Annotated in this window: 7 protein-coding genes, 1 other RNA gene and 3 pseudogenes; 5 read left to right on the top strand and 6 right to left on the bottom strand. The window is 64.9% G+C overall.

The features are described from left to right. Window positions 1–1,060: 1,060 nt before the first annotated feature. Window positions 1,061–1,279 (top strand): annotated as a pseudogene (locus tag ACFWN1_RS23035) (transposase); the annotation flags it as partial. Between the two features lie 371 nt (window positions 1,280–1,650). Here ACFWN1_RS23035 and ACFWN1_RS23030 read toward each other — a convergent pair. Both ACFWN1_RS23030 and ACFWN1_RS23025 read right to left on the bottom strand, forming a co-directional pair. Beyond that, complete coding sequence (locus ACFWN1_RS23030; RefSeq protein WP_384364958.1) at window positions 1,651–2,310, bottom strand: hypothetical protein; 660 nt, start codon at window positions 2,308–2,310, stop codon at window positions 1,651–1,653. 38 nt (window positions 2,311–2,348) lie between these two features. Continuing rightward, the gene (locus tag ACFWN1_RS23025) at window positions 2,349–3,545 is read right to left on the bottom strand and encodes a helix-turn-helix domain-containing protein (protein WP_384364955.1); all 1,197 of its coding nucleotides are present in this window, start codon (window positions 3,543–3,545) and stop codon (window positions 2,349–2,351) included. A gap of 1,373 nt (window positions 3,546–4,918) precedes the next feature. On the opposite strand from ACFWN1_RS23025, the gene ACFWN1_RS23020 reads away from it, so the two are divergent. Continuing rightward, a complete protein-coding gene (locus ACFWN1_RS23020) occupies window positions 4,919–6,391 on the top strand; it encodes a hypothetical protein (RefSeq protein ID WP_384364952.1) in 1,473 nt (490 codons plus the stop codon). 25 nt (window positions 6,392–6,416) lie between these two features. On the opposite strand, the gene ACFWN1_RS23015 is transcribed toward ACFWN1_RS23020, so the two are convergent. Next, a complete protein-coding gene (locus tag ACFWN1_RS23015) occupies window positions 6,417–7,595 on the bottom strand; it encodes a serine/threonine-protein kinase (RefSeq protein ID WP_384364948.1) in 1,179 nt (392 codons plus the stop codon). Between the two features lie 46 nt (window positions 7,596–7,641). Further along, window positions 7,642–9,435, bottom strand: coding sequence for a hypothetical protein (locus tag ACFWN1_RS23010; protein WP_384364945.1), 1,794 nt, complete (start codon window positions 9,433–9,435; stop codon window positions 7,642–7,644). Between the two features lie 174 nt (window positions 9,436–9,609). Here ACFWN1_RS23010 and ACFWN1_RS23005 point away from each other — a divergent pair. The 3 genes and pseudogenes from ACFWN1_RS23005 to ACFWN1_RS22995 form a co-directional block, all read left to right on the top strand. Beyond that, window positions 9,610–10,347 (top strand): annotated as a pseudogene (locus tag ACFWN1_RS23005) (SAVMC3_10250 family protein). Window positions 10,348–10,638: 291 nt separating this feature from the next. Continuing rightward, on the top strand, window positions 10,639–13,788 hold the full coding sequence (locus tag ACFWN1_RS23000; protein ID WP_384364961.1) for an AAA domain-containing protein: 3,150 nt from the start codon (window positions 10,639–10,641) through the stop codon (window positions 13,786–13,788). A 196-nt stretch (window positions 13,789–13,984) separates the two neighbouring features. Continuing rightward, window positions 13,985–14,475: pseudogene (locus ACFWN1_RS22995) on the top strand (IS5 family transposase); the annotation flags it as partial. 277 nt (window positions 14,476–14,752) lie between these two features. On the opposite strand, the gene rnpB reads toward ACFWN1_RS22995, so the two are convergent. Then, window positions 14,753–15,157, bottom strand: an RNA gene (gene rnpB / locus ACFWN1_RS22990) — RNase P RNA component class A. Between the two features lie 52 nt (window positions 15,158–15,209). Further along, on the bottom strand, window positions 15,210–17,180 hold the full coding sequence (locus ACFWN1_RS22985; protein ID WP_384364942.1) for a zinc-ribbon domain-containing protein: 1,971 nt from the start codon (window positions 17,178–17,180) through the stop codon (window positions 15,210–15,212). Between the last annotated feature and the right edge of the window lie 212 nt (window positions 17,181–17,392).

The raw sequence follows: 17,392 nt of genomic DNA, 5'->3' as shown, positions 1-17,392 counted from the left end.
GGGCTGTACGCCGGGTATTCCTGGAGCACCTTTCTGACCTGCGCTTTTGCGAGTCGTATCGGCTGTGACCTGCTAGGTCGGGTTGCAGAGGCGACCGGAGGCAGTCAGAGGAAACCGCTCTGATTCGACCCCGATTCGAACCGAGCTGCTCGGAGCCAATCAGAGGCAATCGCCCTCTGTTTTGGTCCGAGTCGGCCCAGGTCAGACGGCGTTGATCAGGCTGTGTACCCGCTGACGGCACTCGGAATCGATCTCGGTCGAGCCGCGATGGGGACGCCTGCCTCCACCATCGGAGCCAGGCATACGAATGCCTCCAGGATGGCCATCCTGGAGGCTTCGCTGGCACCGATTGGAGGTCGGTACCGGACACCACCCGTGGTTTTAGCGGGCCTGGGTGGCGTCTCTGTCCTTGCGGGACGGCTCCACAGTGCCACACAGCACCCACCAGACAGGCTCTCCCCGACGGCCATTTCACCCAGGCGAGCGACTGGGCCTTCACCAACTGCCTACGGCTGCAGCCGATCTCATTCTGCTCGGGGACCTCACCGGCCGCTACGCGGCGGGCAGTTACAGCATGCTCTCCTCCGACGGCCGGACCGTAGTCCTGCGCGCGGACCGTCAAGGCGCGGCCGAGCACGGGCACCGGATCACGGCGGCCATCGCCTGCCATGTTGCCCGCGCCGGCGGCGCCGTCGACGAGCTGACCCGGCTGCTGCTCCACCCCGATCACGAGGGCGGACGGCACGCCCGGCACATCGCGCTGCGCTCTGGGCAGGCGCGCGCCCTGGACTACATCCGCCGGGTCTGGGCCAGCGCCTCAGCCGCGGTGAGCAGCACGAGGGTCCTGGAGTCGCGCCAGCACGCGTACGAGGTTCTCGCCGCACTGCGGGACCAGATCGAGACGACGCCCTGGCGCGGGGAGCGTGGCCGGACCGCCTTGCGGGTGCTGCGGGCGCATCTGAACTTCGCGGAGATCGCGGGTGGCCCTATGCATCACGCCAGCGAGCGGCAAACGGCGGAGGGAGCGGGCATCTCCCGCACGACGCTCCGGGTCGTCTATGCGATCGACCTCCTCGCCTGGACCCGCGTCCTCCTGCTGGACGGCGAACTCGCGGCTGCCGAACCCAAGAAACTCCGCTACCGGATCCTGCACGTCGCCGCCCGGATCACCCGGGGCGGCCGCCGCCTCCACCTTCGGATATCAGCGACCTGGCCCTGGCGACATGAACTCGCGGCCGCGTTCCACCGCCTGGCCGCATTGCCCCGCCCCGCCAGCTGACTCGCTGTCCCCGCCCACCTCGACTCAAGGACCTTGGAGAACCCGACCCCGCGTCGGGCTCTCACCATGTCCACCGGCCGACACGGCCTCAAACAAACTCGCTCAGCCGCCCAGCAACCCCAACTGAAACGGCGAGGCTAACGGGTACTGGTCACCCCGGAGTCTGGTGGCAGCCGACCGACCAGACGATGTCCGCCTTGCTCACCGGGAGACCAAGGCGGCTTTCATACGCCTGCCACACCCACCGGACAGATAGAACGGATTATTTTTCAGCCGCTACGAAAAGGATTAGATGAAACCAACGCCCTACCGGCAACAAATGGGGAAATTTACTTTGACCCGGCGCAGCCATCCCACGATGCCGACCGAGACTACTCTCCTGCGTTGCGCGCCCGCCACTCCTTGAAACGAATCGGCAGGGGCGTATATCTATAAGACGGCAGCCCGTCTCCGAATTTCCGGAGCTTTTCGTAGGCCTTCTTAAGATCACCTTCGGTTGAGAATTTTCCGAATTCGACGGCAAGTCCCAGAACGTCTTCCACGGTGATGATCTGGAGATCGCGCTCTGCTGCGAGGGCCTGGCCGCCTTGGTCATCGATGGCGACCAGGACCTCGTGCCCCTGGTCCTGGTAGTGCACTCCGTGAGCTACCACGACTGCCTCACCGAGATCTTTCGACTCCCGGAGTGCATCTTCGAGTTGACGGCCTCGCACCTCCACGAAGACCTCAACCACACGGTCCGGGGCGGACTGGGCCTGGAGTTCCGGGAGGACCTCGACGCAGTCACTGTTTGTGAAGCGTGTCCATCTGAGCTTGATCCCCTGGTACTTCCGGTCCTTGCGTGCGACCTCGTCGCAGACTTCCTGCGGCACGAGGAGTACCAGGTCAGCCCTCCGCAGCACGTCTACGAGAAGACGTTGGAGGTTTGCGCCGACGAAGTGCACGCAGATAACCGCGTCCAGAATGCAGACAGGTTCCCGTTGCTCCAGCGAAGCATCCTCGCTGGATGCTTCTATCTGCTCCTCGGGCAATCCCCCACCCCTTCGATGCCTCCGCCGGGACTACTCTACTAGTCCTTCGCCATCCCGCGGGCAACCAACCGTGAGAGATTAGCGCGCTTGGGGTTCGGAGGGCTGGGAAGTATGCCAGCTTCCCTGAGTCTGGCTTCCGCTTCTTCCGGGCTGCGCCCTTCAAGCATGGCCAGAGCGCGGACTCCAATGATGTTCTGGCGGTACGCTTCTACAGCGCGTTCAAGGATACGCCGTGGGGCCCTTACCGCTTCAGCGGCTGCCTGTTCTTGTTTATATGCCGGCCCCCAGCCATATCGCTGTGCCAGCTGAGCTCCGGTCGGACCTCGCAGCTCCTTTTTCTGCCTTTCCGTGATCAGCATCATTGATTCGAGCTGGATGAGGATGACGATGAAGCTGACGCGGAAGTGGCGCGCTAGGAGCGCGACCGTGCGTTCGTTTATACGGGAATTTTCAGGGAGCTTCTCGGCTGCTAGCCAGGTCTTGATTCCTTCCTCTGGAGCCAAGAGGTGGCGGGCGAAGGCATCGCATCGCCGCTCTCCCGGAGTTCGTCCATCGTCTAGCTCATGTACTTGGGCGCCGTCATTCCACAGCAGGTGCCCAAGCTCGTGAGCGAAGCTGAACCGCTGGCGTTCGGGGACGTCGCAGGCGCGGACCGCAATGAGTGTGGTCTCACGCTCTGGATCTGTGGCCGTGAATCCGTCCGTTGTCTTCGGCAACTGCAGCACTGCTGTGTCGACGCCGGTGAGCTGCTCGATCAGCTCATCCACGTCAGCGATCGGTGCACTGCCGAGGTTGAGAGCCGTCCGTACCTGCTGGGCCAGCTCTCTGGCCTGCTGCTCCCGTGGCAGCCGCTCGTCCGGCACGGGCAGAAAACCGTCCGGCTTGCGCTGCTGGGCTGCGGCAGTCCCGAGCTTGTCCAGGCGGGCATCGAGCTCAAGCACTTCAAGCGTGTGCCGCAGGGCCTCTTCGCGCTCCTCATTCACCACGTCGTTGGCCCTCGCCGCGATGCGGACTCTGCTGCGGACAGGATTCCCGCTGGTCAGCAGCCGCACAGGAACATCCAGGGCGACCGCGAGGCGATCTAGCTCAGCGAGCGTGACGCTGGCGCGGGCGCCGTTTTCGATGCGAGTCAAGGTTGGCTGGGAGAGGTGAGCGCGAGCAGCGAGGTCGCGCTGGCTGAGCCCAGCCCGTTCGCGTTCGCGGCGGATCCGCTCCCCCACAAGCTTAAGATCCACGTAGCACCTCCTTCTGAATCAATTCTACCGGCTTGATTCACGATGGCTAGTGGAATGTGTATCACCAGACACTGACAAGAGCTGGTCTGTGCCGCTGAGCTGCCTGAAGAGCTGGAAGCAGGAACGAAGGCCAACGGCGTGTTCAAACGCCGGCAGCCGCTGACCTGAGCAGTTGGCGTCGCCCCGCCCTGGGAGCTGCCCCTAGCCATGAGTCCCGATTCGACGACTACCCACGCCACGCCACTACAGCGGGCTGTCTCTGGCAAGACCAACCCCTGTCCTGCCATCGCGAGGAGCTCCAGCGCGGAGGGCACGATCCCGCCCTCGCCGACGAGGCTTGCTACATGCTCCGCACTTGGAAGCCCTCCTCGAAGGCCTCGAGTCGTAGACCTGCGGTCGAGCAGCGGCCCCACCCCCGGCCGACCGCCCGCGGCGCATCAGCAACAGGGCCGCGTGGGAGCGCCGTAGCGCAGCGGAGCGGCGGGCGAGGGCGACAGCCCGTCATCGCCGCCCAGGTCGCGCGGGGCGAAGTTGTACAGGGTGGCGTTCCTGGCGGGCGCGGACCGTCGCCGCGCCGGAGCGGGCGCCTGAACCGGACGCGGCCACGGAACCGGTGGCGCCGACCCGTGTCACCAGGACAAGGGCCAGGGCCGTAAGGACACTGGCGGCTGCCGCGGCCTTACGACGTGGGCGAGGTAGCAGGGCAAGACGTCGTTCTCATCTACGAGTGCTGTCCCACGGCTCGCTGACAGGACATCGGTGTCGGCGGCGCGTACCGAAGCAGGACCGTCTTCTGCCCCGCACATTGCATCTGCCGTTCGGTTTTCGCCACCTTGCGGCATCAGCCTCCTGGTGGGAATCCGGTGGCTCATCCAATGTCCTGATGCAGTTCATCCAGTGGATGGATGGCCTGTGTCGGCGTCGGCTAATCGTTCGGCCGTCGTCGAGACCGGTTCGGCAGACCGGTCCTGTACAGCGACTTTCACGACAAAGGCGGAAGCATGCAGGCTGGCCCGTCTCCCTGAAGGGACACGGTTCCATGACCTGAAGCACTTCTACACGGGCACCCTGGGCGCCCGCGGACACCACGACCCAAAGACCGTCCAGGCGTTGTCCCGGCACGCAGAGTTCTCCGAGACCTGGGACACCTACGCTCATCCCCGCTCGCAGTGGAAAACGCCACGGTGACCGCGTTCACCCTCGCCTTCGGCCACAGAAGCGAGAGCGAACGAATCACCGGCCAGCGTCGCCCTGAGCTACCCAAACGATGCTGAGGTCTGATAATTCAGGCCATTGTTCAGTTGCCGTCTGGCAGCCCAAGGCGCCGCCCGGACACCCTTGTCCGTGGGAACCGTGCGAGTGGAGGGTGCCTCATGGAAGACGCGCCGAGTGCAACCGACGTGCTGAAGCAACTGCTACAGCCGGTCACGGTGGCCACCGACTCCAAGAGCGCCCTGGCCGGCAGCGTCGACGTGGCTGCTCACAGCGACGACAGCAAGAAGCATCGGGAACGTGAGCGGAAGGCCGAGGAGGCCGAGAACGAAGGCAAGGCGCGCAAGGAGATGCCGCCTTTGCTCCGGCGCAAACAAGGGCTGCAAGCCCTGCCTGACGCCGAGTTGCAGAGTTCGGTTCGGTTGCCGTACATCGGGCTGCTGCACCGTCTCGCGCGAGGCATGGTGCTCACTCGGCGCGGTGCGGCACGCGGACTCGCTGAGCACTGGGGCAGCCTGAAGTACATCCAGGCGCTGCAGGCGGGGAAGGGATCGTTGCTGTGGCTGTCCTCGGAGGGGCGGCAGATCGCCAGGCACTACAAAACACTGCAGTCCGAGGAACTGGGCCAGGCCTTCGCTCTCGTGCTGGCAGAGCACATCCTGCGCAACCGTTTTCCCGGCTACAGCGTGTCCGTCGTTCATTCCGACACAGCCCTGCGGGCTGGCTGGGCACTGACCGCCGCCGAGAGAGATACGAAGGATGACAAGAGCGCAAGTGTCGGCTACCGCTATCGGCCTCACTTCCTGGCGGAAGTGTGGAAGCCGTCGCTGCCGTCTGTGATCATCCCGATCGCGTGCAAGGGCAACCACAGCGGAGCCGGTGTTTCGCACGACCAGTTGGCCTCATGCGCGGCACACGTCGACGGCCTGCACGTCGGGGCGTGGAACCAGACACCTGGGTTGTTGTTCAGCACCGAGCTCCCTCTGGATGGGCCGGTCACCGTCCATGCCCTGCATGCGCCGGGCGATGGTTCACGTCTCGATCTTCCAACGGGAGCGGATGCCGCGGACCTGGACCTGGACCAACCCCCGCAACAGAAGAATCACTTCCCCGGCATCGAGCGCCCCACCGGGGAAGACCAGACACTCGACCCTCTGCCCGGCTGCCAGGTCCGAGCAGAGCATTTCGCCTGGTTCCAGGAGACACTGGCCCACACTGACGCTGCGGGCCTGATGGCATTCGCTGGATCAGGGCGCGCCACCGCGCGACTGCTCACGAAGCGGCAGGGCAGCGAGTTCTTCAAGACATTTGAGCACCCCTCCGCCGGCAGCGTGCAGGACATCGCCCACACTCTGCTCGGTGACGAGTTCGCCGGAACAGACCACATCTTCCGGCTCAACGGAACTCACGTGGAGGCCTTCTCCGGCGTCGAGAAAGACCTCTTCGAGTACCTGGCGGGAAGAGGCGCCACCCAGGGGCCTCAGGTAGCGCAGTGGCGCGCGCAAACACACAACCGCAGGTCGTCACTGCCCCGCACCGGCTGGGACAGCGACTGGGGTGGCCCGGTCAGCATCCACCAGGACGGCACTGTCCTGGCCATCCGACCGGTGAGCGTGACGAAGACAAACCGCTGACCCCTGAGCGGGCTGTACACGATCTTTAGGGCTCGTAGCGTGCGCCCGATCTCGCAATCCACCGTGCGACGCCCTCGAACGCGTTGAGTGCCCGCACGTCATAAGGTCCGAAGAAGTTTTGACAGTCATGGCCGAGCCGGTCGTACAGGGCGGCTGCTCCTCGGGTATCGCCTGACCGGCCTGTGAGTTCGGCGTGCTCTCCGCGTGCTTCGATCACCAACGGTGCGCTCGCTCTATACCGGAGCTCCAGATCAAAGATGTAGCGGTCCAGGTCGCGGATACGCTCGGAGAAGCCAGCATCGCGGTCATGCGTATCAGGCGGGTCTGCTCGTCTGATCTCGTCGTCCGCGGCTGCAATATCCAGCACACGCTGCGTTTTGCTCACAGCTTGGGCAACCGCTTCTGCGCTCTGCGGGCGCTGCGCCGGGTCCTTGGCCAGCAGTGTCTGGACGATGGAGTCCAGCTGAGCGGGCACGCCGGGACGATGGGCACTCGGAGGTGCCGGCGCATCGTCCTGATGCATCCTGCCCACGGTCATGGGGTCGTCATCAGAGGTGCCGAAGGGTGGACGCCCTGTCAGCATCTCGTACAGGACGCACCCTGTGGAGTACAGGTCGCTGCGTCGGCTGCCGGGCTCTCCGTCCCACCGCTCTGGTGCCATGTAGAGCGGGGTGCCGGCACTGGTGCGGGACTGAGTGAGGTCGGCGAGAAGGGCCAGTCCGAAGTCCACGATCTTCACGTCGCCCTGAAGCGTGATCATGATGTTGCCGGGCTTGATGTCCTGGTGGATCACTTGCGCAGTGTGCGCTGCGCTGAGGCCTTCGCAGATCTGACGCGTCCACCGTACGGTTCGTTCAAGGGGTAGGGGTGGCCCCGTCTTCAGGTGTTCGGCAAGTGATTGTCCCTTGACGTACTCCATAGCAATGTAGAGCTCGCCGTCGTGTTCACCGGCGTCATAGATGTGTGCGATGTTTGCATGCATGGCCCTCGCCATGGCCACGCCCTCACGTTTGACCCCTCGCGCTGTCGGCTGAGCAAGCTCTGTGCGGGCTCCGGGCTGGGTCATACGTCGCCCCGCGACGATTTTGAGAGCCACGGTCCGGCCCAGATTGAGGTCTTCGGCTGTCCATACCTCACTCATGGCGCCGCTGCCGAGCCGTTCCTTCGGCCTGTAACGGCCGCCGATCAGCTTGGAGGTGTCCACTCATGTTCCTTTTCTGTGCCCTCGGTAGGGTCGTGTGATCCGGTGGTCAGTTCGAGTTGGGATGCCCTCCCCACGAGGTGAGGTCTGACAGTCCTTCCATGGCCTCATGCCATTCCTCGAAGAAGTCCTTGCCTTGGGCGAGCGCCTTGGCCAAGGTCGCGACGGAGTCGTTGCGCAACCGGTCACCCTGCTCGTGTACCTGCTTCCTTCGGAGCGGAACACCGCAGATTTCCCATACAACCCACGCGACCATGCCGATGGCGAGGAGCGTGAAGAACCCTCGCCACGCTTCGTCAACAAACGGCACCACCAACAACCCGCTGACTCCTCCCATCGCTAGCGCACCGCAGACGCGTGGCCATCTCCGCACGACCGCCTCTGACTGGACCTGTGTCTGCCGCGTAATGTGCGCGGCAAGGTCACGAAGGAGCGGGTCCGGATCTGGAAACAGCTCCGGGTCCGTCGAAACAGTGCACGACCAGTCCGCAACACTTAGCGTGATGCGCTGGGGAAGATGCTGCCGGGACTCTGCGACGATCCGGTTGGCGGCGTTTTCCAGGGTTGACCAAATGGCGCGAAGGGCCATGCGGCGAGCCGGCGGGCCGAGCCGGGCTTCATCCGGTTCGAAGACGGCCTGATCAAGGAGCGTCATGAACGTCACGGGATCGGCATCGGGGCTGAAGGGCGACTCGTGCGCCTGTCCGACGGCTTCAAGGTCTCCGTCATGCGCGATGACTTGCTCCAGTCGCCGCATCTTCGCCCGCATGTCTGCTTCGTCGGGTTCAAGCTGGTTGATCAGGCGTTCCAGGGCCCTATCCACGTAGCGGCCATCCTTGATGGGCCAGTCGACTCCGTCGGGTCCGTCAGGGAACATGTGCACGAGGTAAGCCAGGGTCTGGTCGGGCACGGTCGCGAGTTCCCACCCAAGGCGAAGTCCGTCCCACTGGTTTCCGCTCGTTCTATGCAGCGCCGAGTATTGCTTCTTGGCCATCCGCCGCCGCAGGTTCTCCAGGCGAGTCTGCCACTGCTCACCACCACGCACGTCAGCGAATGCATGCTTATCACCGGGGAACTGGAGGATGCTCCGGTTCCATCCCGCCATCGCCCGCTGGGCATATCCGAGCGCCTCGTCGCCCAGTTCCTTGCTCGCAATGGCATCCAGGACGACGAAGAAGTCCTGGCCGAGTTCCTGAGGGTCGAGTGACTGGAGGTACATGTCCATCCATGCAGCCGCTTGCGTCTCGTCTCCGAAGCGCGAGCACGTCAGCGAGAAGAAGAGGTCGGCCTTGGCAGCATCCAGCATGCGTGCATGTGCCTGCGCACTCTCGCCGCGCTCACCTTCATCGCGGAACTTCGCTGCGACCGCCATCGCAGCCGGAGCCAGCCAGTATGTCGGTTCGAGGAGCATCCGCTCTTCGGTACAGGCACGCACCGCAGCTGAGCTGACCACAGTCCTGTAGACAGCATGGGCAGTGAGGGTATGAACCAGCCCGCGCGCCAGGGCACGGGTCTGCTTGCGCTGTCCGAAGTCCGCATGCCACTGGGTCGTCAAGCGGGACAGTTCGGCCTGGGCTTTCGCCACTTCTCTGTCACGGCCGTACTGTTCAATAAATGTGTCGAGCATCTGGCGAGTATCGGAGACCGTATCCTCTAGTCCTTCGATCTCCTGACGCACTTCCGAGACCTCGCTGCCAAGCCTGACGACCTCAGCTCGAACACCGAGAAGCTCATCCTCGAAGTCTCCCAGTCTCCCCTCATGACGGGTCTGACCTTTACCTATGTCCTCAACTTGCTCGTTGAGTCGATGCAGTTCCGAACCCGTCTCAAGCCGATCTTCCATGACGTCCCCCCAGACATCGCGGCGTAAGGTGCATGCCTGCTCATTATCGGGCCAGCTCGCACACGCCGCTGTCAGCTGGAGGAATAGGCAGAGCGATCGTGCGGCGTCGGCCACTGTCAGTGGGCGCTGGCAGGATGGCTCCTGTCATCGCCAGCTCACCGGACGGGGCGTCCCTTGCGCGAGATCGTCTACTTGTCGGACAGCAAACTGCGGCAGTTCGTCCCTGAGCCGCGGCGTACCGCGCGTATGGGTGCGCTTCGCCTGACCACACCTCTAGGCGGCGTCGACATGGACACGCCAGCTGTGGATACCGAGCAAAGTCAACTACGGCACCTACGTGAGGTGCACAAACACGTTGCGCTTCTTGCGGACTGGTACACGGAGCCCCGGCTACGACCTGGCCAGTGAGTGCAGTTCGAAGCGCCGCTGCGCTGCGTGACGTTCAGCGACACACACCAGGACCTCGTCCTGTTCGTGGAGCCGGCAACTGAAGGGAGCACCGACGAGCGCTGCCGCCTGTTGATGCATGGGTCGGTCCAACATCTGCGCGGCTGGAATGCGATGCCGGTCGAAGGTGTCGCACCGGACTCGATGAACTCGGCCTCCAGCTTGGGCAGCGCTTTCATAGCAAAGGCCGGGCAGGTCGTCGACGCACTCATCAGACACCGTGACACGGCGCCGACCGATCAGATCTCACGCCCGACAGCAGCGCGCCTGCATGGCCAAGCCGTGCATGAGCTGCTGCACGCACTGGATGACGCGGACGACAGCATCGACACCTCCGCTGTGATGACCGGGTATGCGCGAGTCACTGGGCTCATCCCTCGCACCTACACCACTTCCCGGTGCGTAGTGGCAAGCCCGCTCGTCGTGGAGTACACGGCGGGCGATTGTGAACTCGCGGACAATTAGGTCTGCGCTTCCTGGCTTTACGTCACATAGGTCGCCTGATGCTCGGCCCAAGTACTGACAAGCACCGAGCCGCCCGTTGGCCACCAACCGAGCCGGGCATGTTGCACCGTGTGACTGGGTAGGTCTGCCAGTCCGAAGCGGGGCAGGGCTGGGGGACGGTACGTGGGGTGGCGTGAGGAGATCACGGCGGCACTCGGCGAATGGATCGCCTTGGAGGGAGGCGCAGGGAGAACAGCGCGCTGGCAGCGGATCGGGCGGGCGGCCCGGACCGGTGAACCCGGCCAGTACGCTGTGGACTTGCGCGGCACTGACATCGGGCCGGACCAGTTGGACAGCCTGCGGCTGGCCGGGCCTGATGACAGGGCCATCGAGAAGGACGGCTTCGGCGTCTCCGAGACGGTGCAGAACGGGTCCCTGCTCACCTTGCGTGTGGCCGAGTTCGCCGACATCACCGACGCCCACCTGTGGATGCTGAAGCAGCCGCCCACCTTCCTCATCGAGGCCCTGCGCGACGGCATCGCCCAACTGGGCGAACACCCGCTGGCCGCGGCCCTGGCAGCCCGCAGTATCGGCGGGGCTCCGGGAGCGGAGCCGGACCCTCCTGGTTTCCACCCGGCCCAGGCAGACGCCTACCGGGCGTGCCTAGGTGAGGGGGTTCATCTGGTGTGGGGGCCGCCGGGGACCGGTAAGACCACGGTCCTCAAACGCGCCATCGGTGACCTGATCGCGCGGGGCGAGCGGGTGCTGCTGGTCTCTGCGACCAATGTCGCTGTGGATAACGCCCTGCTCGGGGTGGTGCGGGAGAAGCGCCACAGTCCGGGTGAAATCGTCCGTGTGGGCCCGCCGCATCTTAAAGAGGTGGCGGAAGACCCTTCGGTGTCGCTGCCGCTCATGGTCCGAAGCCGATTAGCGCAGACGGCTCAGCGCCGTAGCGCCGTGGAGGCTGAGCTGGTCGAAATCCGCGACCGCGCCGGTCAACTTGCCGCCATGGACGCTGCACTCGCCGGGTTCGACGCGGCCGCATACTTCGCTGCACTGCAACTGCTGCGCACGCCCGGTCAGGACCTGGCCTCTGCACTGGCCCGCAGCGACGCGGCCGACGACCGGTACGCGCATGCCGCTCGTGGCATGGCCGAAACTGCGGGGGCGGCGAAGGTGGCGTCGGACCGGGCTGCTGCAGCAGAGCCCTCGCGCGAGGTATGGCGCGAGGTGGACCGGCTCTGCGACGAGTCGGCCAGGGTCCGGCAGGCTGCAGAACACCGAGCAGCTGATGCGTTACTGGCCGCTGAGGAGTGCCGGCCCCTGCGGAATCAGGTGAAGCAGTGGGAGGCGAAGGGGTCGGTGGCCCGCTGGCGTGCGCGCGAGAAGCTGGTCGCACTCCAGGAGCAACTGGCTGACGCCGAAGAGCAGGCGGAGGCAGCGCGTCAGCAGTCCGTGGACGCGCACCATACCGCCGCCGCCCGGGTCTCTGCATTCGATGCCAAAATCACGGCGCTGTCCGACTCCGTCCCGCTCAGCCGGGAACAGATCCGGCACCTCGACAGAGAGGCCGACGCCACACGGGCGGCAACAGAGCGGGCACACAGACTGTGTACCTCGGCCGAGCGGGAAAAGAATCAGGCTACTGCGGCGGCTGTCGCAGCGCAGCAGGCCCAGACGCTGACCGAACAGGCCGCGAAGAAGAACTGGCCGACCCTGCACGACCGGGCCGAACGCCTCCGTCCACTTGTGGCCGCCGACAGCGCCCGTAAGCCGCAGCTGGAGCAGCAGTACCAGAACACCCAGGAGGAATACGAGCGGCTGGCCCGCAACGCCCAGGGCGAGATCATCAAGAGCGCCAAGCTGGTCGCCACCACACTGGCCCGGTTCCGTTCCAATCGGGCCGTCTTCGAAGGCCCTTACGACGTCGTCCTGGTCGATGAGGCCGGCGCAGCCGCTCTGCCCGAGGTGCTCCTGGCCACCGGCAAAGCCAGTAGGGCTGCCGTCCTGCTCGGCGATTTCATGCAGCTTGGCCCGGTCATCCCGAGCGGGCTCAAGGAGCAGGAACGCGACGACATCAAACGCTGGCTGCTCCCCGACGTCTTTCAGCACTGCGGCATCTACGAACCCACGGATGCCCAGGCACACCCGGCCTGCGTCACCTTGACCGAACAGCATCGCTTCGGCCCTGCCGTGATGAAACTGGCCAACGGTCTCGCCTACGGGGGAATGCTGCGCGGCGGCTCCCAGACGCTTGCGGAGCGGCCCGACAGCGATCCCGAGATCGTGCTGATCGACACCGACGGCCTGCACGAGCTGGCCCGAGCCCACTTGACCGGCAGCCGGAAAGGCTGGTGGCCCGCCGGCTCTCTCCTCGCGCGGGCTCTGGTGGAACTGCACCGCGAACAGGGCGAGGAGGCAGGGATCGTCACCCCTTACGGGGTCCAGGCCGAAGCCACCTTGGAAGCACTACGAGATGTCGAAGGTTCCAGTGGCCGTCCGCTGGCCGAAGTCGGAACGGCACACAGGTTCCAGGGCCGGGAGTTCGACGTCGTCATCTTCGACACCGTGGAAGGCAACGCAGACAGCCGCGAACTCTGGATGGCTCTCGCCCACCGCCAGCCCGGCGCAGACGAGTGGAGACGCAACGGCGTGCGCCTTTTCAACGTCGCTGTTACCCGCGTCAGAACCCGCCTCTACGTCATCGCCAGCGGGCAACGAGTCAGCGGGGCCCGGCCGGGAACAGCCCTGGCGGAACTCGACGCCCTGGTCGGCACCCACGGTGTCCGGGTACTGCCTGCCAAGCACCTCATCACCCCGCCGCACACGCCACCGGCCCATCGCGGGGAGTTCGGAATCGCCCTCGCCGAAGTCCTCAGCCGGCACGTCGAAGTAACGGACATCGACGATGAACGCGACTTCTACCTCACCTTCACCACCGAGATCCGACAGGCAAAACAATCCCTGTGGCTCTGGGCACCATGGGTGGCCAACCGGATCCGCTCCCTGCTCCCTGAACTCAAGGCAGCAGCCGACCGCGGCGTACGCATCACCGTGTTCATCCGGGACGACACCGACCAACTCCAAAGAAGAGAGACCAGTCAGGCGCTCATCGCAGACCTGCGCACCGTCGCCCAGACCGTTGTCCCCATCCATGTCATGCACCAGAAAATCGCAGTGATCGACGAACACACCGTCATGCTCGGCAGCCTCAACGCACTCTCACAAAGCAACACACGCGAAGTCATGCTGACGATGCACGGCGGCTACTTCGCCCGCAAACTACTCGCACACGAACACGCGGAGACTTTCGCCCGGCCCCCGAAGTGCGGGCGGTGTAAGGGAACAGAGATCGAAATCCGACGCTGGAAGAACGCCTGGGTCTGGCGGTGCTACGCCACCGCATGCAAGACCGGTTCGCCGGGCAGCTCTAAAGCCTGGACCCGCGACATCCGGCTATAGCCGGATGCCAGCGTCGTCGGACCGGTCACATTGGTTGTAGGCATACCTGAGGATGACTACTCGATGCACAACAATGTTCTACGCCCTATGAGGCACTGAGCTCGTTCCATCCTCAGTCGCAGTTGGCCGGATGGAGGGGAGGCTTGGACGAGGCTGGTGACCCGGGTCGTCGAGCAGCGGAGCTTGCGGAGGAGTCGCCAGGGGCTGTACCGGGCTCCATCGCCTGGTCCTCGACGAGCTCGGCTCCTGCGGCGAGCTGGACTGGTCGCGCTGCGCGATCGACTCGGTGAACATGCGAGCCCTGAAAGGGGGAGCCGACGGGCCCGAATCCTGTGGATCGAGGCAAGTACGGCTCGAAGACCACCTAATCACCGAACGGACAGGCCTGCCCCTGTCGGTCGGAATCTCGGGGCGAACCTTCACGACAGTCAGGCCTTGATCCCGCTGGTGAAGGGCATATCGCCGATCCGCTCCCGGCGCGGACGCCGACGACGCAGACCGGGAAAGCTCCACGCCGACAAGGGATACGACTACGACCACCTGCGGCGATGGTTACGCGGGCGTGGCATCAGACACCGCATCGCCCGTAGAGGCATCGACTCCTCGCCCCGTCTGGGCCACCACCGTTGGCCCATAGAACGCACGATGTCCTGGCTCGCTGGATGCCGCCGATTGCACCGCCGCTACGCCGGGCAGTACGCGCGTCCGGTCGGTCGGGGTGACGCTGGTGGCCGCGAGAATCCGTTCGGCCGAGGCGTCGTTGTCGTCCCGTACGGCCATGGCCATCGCGGCGCGCGTGAGCGAGGAAGCCGTCTGTGGAAGGATCACCAGGAACATGGGAGGTCCTGGTGATCCCGAGTAATGATCATGGTGTCGTCGCCGACGTCCGACCGATCGATGCGCACGGAGCGACCATCGACTTCGGCTGAGCCAAACCCGCTGACGCGAATCCCTCCCGGAGCGGCAGACGAGTCGGGCTGTACGCCGGATTTTGTGACCCGGTCGCCTCGCGGCGGCCGGAGAGACGGCCATCCATCTAGGGCCGGCGTTGCCGCCGGCCTCGTGCGGTCTACCCGCGGACTCGGGCGGGCAGCCCTCGAACGTCCGCGCAGAGCGCCTTTTACAGCGGCTCCTTTTGACCTTGCTCCGGGTGGGGTTTACCTAGCCGCCTGAGTCACCTCAGGCGCTGGTGGTCTCTTACACCACCGTTTCACCCTTACCCAGCGCCTGAGCACTGGGCGGTTTGTTTTCTGTGGCACTGTCCCGCGGGTCGCCCCGGGTGGCCGTTAGCCACCACCCTGCCCTGTGGAGTCCGGACGTTCCTCGGGAAGCCCCTAAGGGGACTCCACGCGGCCGTCCGCCCGACTCGTCTGCCGTTTCGACCATGTTAGCCGACCAGGCGTGGCTCCTTGCTTCTTCGATCAGTGGCCGAAGAGCGGATCCGGAGCTTCCTTGATCTGCGCCCCAGCCGCGAGCTCATTCGTGGAGTAGTCGAGCCAGAGCTCTCCGGTCACTCTGCCCCTCGCTCCCAGCTGAAGTCCTGCGGTCACTGCCCACTCACGAACGCGCGCCTCGGCAAGCAGCCCATCCGGGCCGAGCAGATCGCCACGCCCGGCTTGGTCAAGTCGGAAGGAAGCCGTCATCCGGTCCGGAACCCGCCCGCTGCCACCGATGGCTATCGCCCGCTGTTGAGCCCAGGCTCGGACGGCGTGCGTCTCAGTCTTGGAGATAACTGGTCGCGGACGCTGCCTGGCCTGTGTGGCCAGGCAGCCACAACTACGGGTGTTCCCATAAGTGACCTGAGACTGGACCGAAGTGATGATCTCGGGATTGCCGCAACCGCACCGGTAGTCGCGGACGATCTCATCTGGGTTTTCCGGATTCCGATAGGGCTCGGAAACGGGCGACAGCAGGCTGTCTGCATGCGGGGCCGTCGGGGAGAGGCGACGCGGTGTAGGCGGGGCCGCCTTCTTCGGCTTTCGGCGCGGAGGACGCAGTTCGCCCCATACCGCAGTGATGTAGGCATCGGCAGCGGCCTCGTGCCGAGCCATGCCACCGTTGAGGTAGGCGTCCAGGCCCGGCGTAGCCTCGGGAAAGCGTGCAGAGAGGGCCGAGGCCACCGCGCTGGCCTGCTGGTAGGCCGTGGCCCGTTCAGGTACCGCTACGACCAGAGCGTGGGGAGCCTCCATCTCCGGTAGATCGCCGATTCTCACGTGGATGAGCAGATCCAGGATCCCTGCTTCAACAAGTACCCGGCTCTTGTCGTTCTCGTACTGGCGGCGGTCTCTCTGTCTGGCCGAGTGGTGGAAAGCTCCGTCGTACTCGAGGCCTACACGGACGCCATGAGGCAGATGGAAGACCGCGTCGACTTCGACGTCCTTGTAGCGCCAGTGGGCCGGCTTGTGCTCAGGCGGAACGGTCAAACGGTGCGAGGCGAAGTCGGGCACACCGTCCGGCAGCCGCGGATCTCGGCTCGTCGGCGTTAGAAGGTCGATGAGTCCCGACAGCTCAGCCACCAGCCGGACCTGCTCCTTCGATATCCCAGAGGTCGAGCACTTGCCGCAGCCGGTGCCGTGGACACGGTTGAGGATCGTGGCCTCCCAGTTGTGGCCGTGACGGAGCCTCCAGGGCAGGGTCGCGTACGTGCCCGCGCCACCCGCTTCGGCAGCATGCTTCCGTGAAATGTTGTGCTGGCTCGTAGGTAGCCAACGCGGGTCAAGGTCCGGAGCATCCAGCTCGTCCGCGATTTCCGGAAACCAGGTGAGCAGGGAGTTCGTATCGTCGATCACGTACCCCGCGCACACCAGACAGCCGTCTCCCTGAAGCGCCCGCTCTTTGATCACCGCTTCGAAACAGTGTTCAACCAGCTGCCAAAATCCGGTGCTTGGATCGACCGACCATGTTCGGCAGGCCCACGGCACACTCTCGTGTGAAGCGTGGGTGATGTCACTCGCTGGTGTCTGTCCACTGTACTGAGCAGCCAGCGTCGGAAGGTCCGCGAGCCGGGTCAATCGACGGCACTCGGGACATCCTGCACCCTTCTGAATGCGGTCCTTGGGCCAGGCCGGCCACGGCTCATGGCCGAAGGCGAGGGGGCATTGCCACATGTACGGACTGACCTCGCCGCGTCTCTGGGCTGTCGCCGAGACGTTCTCGGGATGGACGAGGTTGTCTTGGTGCCACTGTGCTGCGACCTCTGGGATGTCCGCCACGGCCATTTCTCCGCGACCACGAGTACGGTTGTCCCACCGGTCCATGACCGTGATCTTGTGCCGATTCCAGTAAGCGACGACCTCGGCCTGCCGGGCCCGGGCCACTGCGAGTTCCTTCTTGATCAGCTCACGGCGGGTCCCGGTGAAGTCTTCCCAGACAGACCGCATCTGTCGAAGCATCCGTAACCGGTCCTCGCGCCCACCGCTCCCGATGTCGAGGGGCGTCGGCCGAGGCAGCCAGGCGGCGAGTGCTGCTGCGTCACTCCCGGACGCGTCTGAACCTTGAGTTGCGATCACGGCGTGAGGATACGAGCGAGGTCTGACAGAGCCGTACCGATGTCCAGATCACCCGCATTTAACCAAGCCGGACACCTCGGACGATATTTGCATAT

The sequence above is a fragment of the Streptomyces sp. NPDC058459 genome, assembly GCF_042721685.1.
GTDB lineage: Bacteria > Actinomycetota > Actinomycetes > Streptomycetales > Streptomycetaceae > Streptomyces.
The sequence above is the reverse complement of the archived record's forward strand: the minus strand, read 5'-3'. Positions and strand labels throughout refer to the sequence as shown.

Coding starts and splice junctions, on each gene's coding strand:
- ACFWN1_RS23020 (WP_384364952.1), top strand. CDS start 4,919: ATGGAAGACGCGCCGAGTGCAACCGACGTGCTGAAGCAACTGCTACAG.
- ACFWN1_RS23010 (WP_384364945.1), bottom strand. CDS start 9,435: ATGGAAGATCGGCTTGAGACGGGTTCGGAACTGCATCGACTCAACGAG.
- ACFWN1_RS22985 (WP_384364942.1), bottom strand. CDS start 17,180: ATGCTTCGACAGATGCGGTCTGTCTGGGAAGACTTCACCGGGACCCGC.